This is a genomic window from Niallia nealsonii, assembly GCF_002835805.1.
In the GTDB taxonomy this organism is placed as follows: Bacteria; Bacillota; Bacilli; order Bacillales; family Cytobacillaceae; genus Niallia; species Niallia nealsonii.
In genome coordinates, this window is record NZ_PISE01000084.1 from 1 (window position 1) to 2,896 (window position 2,896).

The following is a 2,896-nucleotide window of genomic DNA, read 5'->3' on the forward strand; positions in this document are numbered from 1 at the left end:
ACACAGAACTTCCTGTATGGAGTAAAGCAACTATTGGCTCTGAAAGCATTGCATCTTTATTAGAGAAAAATGAAACGTATAATCAAAAAGATTTAGATAAAATCTTTGAAAATGTTCGTGACGCAGCCTACCATATTATTGAACGAAAAGGTGCCACTTATTATGGTATTGGCATGTCACTAGTTCGTGTTACAAAAGCCATCTTAAACAATGAAAACTCTATTTTAACAGTATCTGCCTATCTCGATGGCCAATATGGCCAAAGCGATGTATATATTGGCGTCCCAGCTATTATTAATCGTGATGGCATTCGAGAAATCATGGAGCTGGACTTAACAAAAGAAGAACAAGAAAAATTTAACCACTCTGTTAAAATATTAAAAGAAACAATGGCACCAGTCCTATAATAGCAACAAAATTGTTAAAAAAACCTGTAAGTTCTATCATAGCTTACAGGTCTTTTTATTCCTCCCAAAATTCTATAGGGTCATACATATACCTTTTTAATGATAGTTGATCATCCTTTTCAAAAACTATGCCTTCATTTTGCAGCAGCTGCTTTTGAAGCACTTTGCCCTCCTCTGTTGGAATTGTCAGCTTGCCGCTGGCGTTAACGACTCTATGCCATGGAAGTTGATATTTTTCACTCATAGAATGAAGGATACGAACCACTTGTCTTGCCGCTCGATTGCTCCCGGCCGCTTTCGCTATTTGTCCATATGTCATGACTTTTCCTCGAGGAATCGATTGAATTATTTTAATTACATTTAGAGTAAATGGCTGCATGTATTTATTCCCTTTTGGTTTATTGTTCCTATGTGAAATAGGAGCTTCTTTCATTTTACATAAAAACAGCGAATCTTCTAAAGAAAATTCGCTGTTTTTTGCTAATTAAATTCCTACATTTTGTTGAAGAATTTGATTCGTTTGCGTCTGAGTTTGTGTATACGTATTTATTTGTTTATTAATTTCCGCGCTTAATACCGGCGAAGATGTATTATACCATCCTTGCTGGGACATTAACTGATAGGTTTGATCCTGCATTTTCAACGTACTTTGCAAAAGCTGTTCAAATACTTGACGGACTTCTGGACAGTTTGATTCTGTAACAGCTGTTGTATATTCCCGAGCTGAACGTTTTAGGTCTGCTAAAAAAGAGTAAACAATATCTTGTTCTCCAATTGTAGGTGTTTGTATATTCATCGATAATCTCCTCTCCCTTTAACTCATGTTTGGTGCAATAGAAGCATGCTGCTGTACTGTATTTAAAAGCGTTTGGTAATGCTTTTGATGTTCTTTCGCAAGTCCTGTAAATAATTGCTGTACAGCAGGATTTTGCACATGTGTAAGAGAAACAATTGCCTGTTTTATTAATAAATCTTCATTTGACATACAATCAGCTAGATATTCAAGTTCTTTACCTGTTAATGGCTGCATAGTTACCTCTCCCCTCTTCCTCCATTAGTCTTTCTCCTTTTCCATTCAGAATGCATGTAAAAATTTTGGAAACTTCTTAAAATGCAGTAGTAGGGATTCATAAAACTGGCAATACTTAGCTAGAAGATTTTTAAATATGGAGGATTTATTATGCAGCTGCAAACAGGAAAATTCTACTGGCCCACAACCTTTTTAGAACATCCTTCCTATTCCTCATTAACTGAGGATATTGCTTGTGATGTTTTAATAATCGGTGGCGGCAGTTCTGGTGCTCAATGTGCTCACTATTTAAGCGAAACAGGACTTGATGTAGTAGTCGTAGATAAGCGAAAGATTGGGGAAGGCAGTACGCTTACAAACACCGCTCTTATTCAATACTTAGGAGACAAGATGCTATTCGAATTAGTAAATAGCTTTGGCGAGGAAACAGCCATTGCTCATACTAAATTATGTGAGACTGCTATTAATGATATAGAGAATGTTTCCCATTCATTAGATATATCATCTGATTTTGTTCGAAGAGACTCTTTGTATTTTGCAAGTTACCAAGAGGATGTAGAGAAGTTAGAAAAAGAATATTATTATTTAAATAAACATGGTTTTCAAGCTACTCTTTTAGATGAAAAAGAAATTAAAGATAAATATGGTTTTGGCAAATATAAAGCATTATATACTTTTAATGATGGGGAAATTAATCCTTTTAAATTTAACCATGCCCTAATTGCTGACGCTGTAAAAAAAGGAGTGCGGATGTATGAGCATACGAGAATAAATGGAAAAAAACTCACTAAAGATGCCGCTATTTTTTCAACAGAAAATGGGTATTCGATTACAGCGAAAAAAGTCATCTTTGCAGCAGGATATGAAAATCTTGAATTTAAAACAGAAAAAAATGGTTTGTTGTTAAGCTCCTATGCTGTTGTTACCAACCAGCTTACAGATTTTCCCCATTGGCATAAGCGCACGTTAATTTGGGAAACAGCGCGTCCCTACATATATATGCGCACAACAAAAGATAATCGCATTATCATCGGAGGTCTCGATGATGATACAACAAATCCAGAAGATCGAGATTCTAAGATTACCCACAGAAAAGATAAATTAATAAAAGAATGCCAAAAACTTTTCCCTGAATTAACTATTTATCCAGAATATTATCTTGGAGCATTTTATGGAGGAACACATGATGGTCTTCCTATTATCGGAGAGTACGAGGAATATCCAAACTGTTACTTTTTAATGGCATATGGCGATAATGGACTTGTTTATAGCATGGCATTGGCCAAAATATTAAGTGCTGTTCTTACAAACGGCTCACACCCGGCTATGTCTATTTACAGCAATAGCCGGGGAAAAACCAGATAAAGTAAAAATTTAACGAATGGTTCTCTGTATTAGTTAAACCAATCAGGGTCTTAATGCCCGTTAAGGCGGAAGAAAAAGAGGTCTCCTTTATGAT

Annotated in this window: 4 protein-coding genes and 1 pseudogene; 2 read left to right on the plus strand and 3 right to left on the minus strand. The window is 35.6% G+C overall.

What is annotated here, in order from left to right; genetic code table 11:
* Nucleotides 1-407, plus strand: a pseudogene (locus CWS01_RS22105) (L-lactate dehydrogenase); the annotation flags it as partial.
* A gap of 55 nt (nucleotides 408-462) precedes the next feature.
* On the opposite strand, the gene CWS01_RS22110 reads toward CWS01_RS22105, so the two are convergent.
* The 3 genes from CWS01_RS22110 to CWS01_RS22120 form a co-directional block, all read right to left on the minus strand.
* Entirely contained in the window at nucleotides 463-786 is a 324-nt protein-coding gene (locus CWS01_RS22110) for an MGMT family protein (RefSeq protein ID WP_101179738.1), read from the minus strand.
* Nucleotides 787-891: 105 nt separating this feature from the next.
* The gene (locus CWS01_RS22115) at nucleotides 892-1,203 is read right to left on the minus strand and encodes a spore coat protein (protein WP_101179740.1); all 312 of its coding nucleotides are present in this window, start codon (nucleotides 1,201-1,203) and stop codon (nucleotides 892-894) included.
* Nucleotides 1,204-1,221: 18 nt separating this feature from the next.
* Nucleotides 1,222-1,437 carry a hypothetical protein gene (locus CWS01_RS22120; RefSeq protein ID WP_101179742.1) on the minus strand — a complete coding sequence of 72 codons (216 nt, stop codon included), beginning with the start codon at nucleotides 1,435-1,437 and terminating at the stop codon, nucleotides 1,222-1,224.
* A 150-nt stretch (nucleotides 1,438-1,587) separates the two neighbouring features.
* Between CWS01_RS22120 and CWS01_RS22125 the strand changes: the two genes are divergently transcribed.
* Nucleotides 1,588-2,802: an NAD(P)/FAD-dependent oxidoreductase gene (locus CWS01_RS22125; RefSeq protein WP_101179744.1), complete on the plus strand. Its 1,215-nt coding sequence runs from the start codon at nucleotides 1,588-1,590 to the stop codon at nucleotides 2,800-2,802.
* The last annotated feature ends 94 nt before the right edge of the window (nucleotides 2,803-2,896 follow it).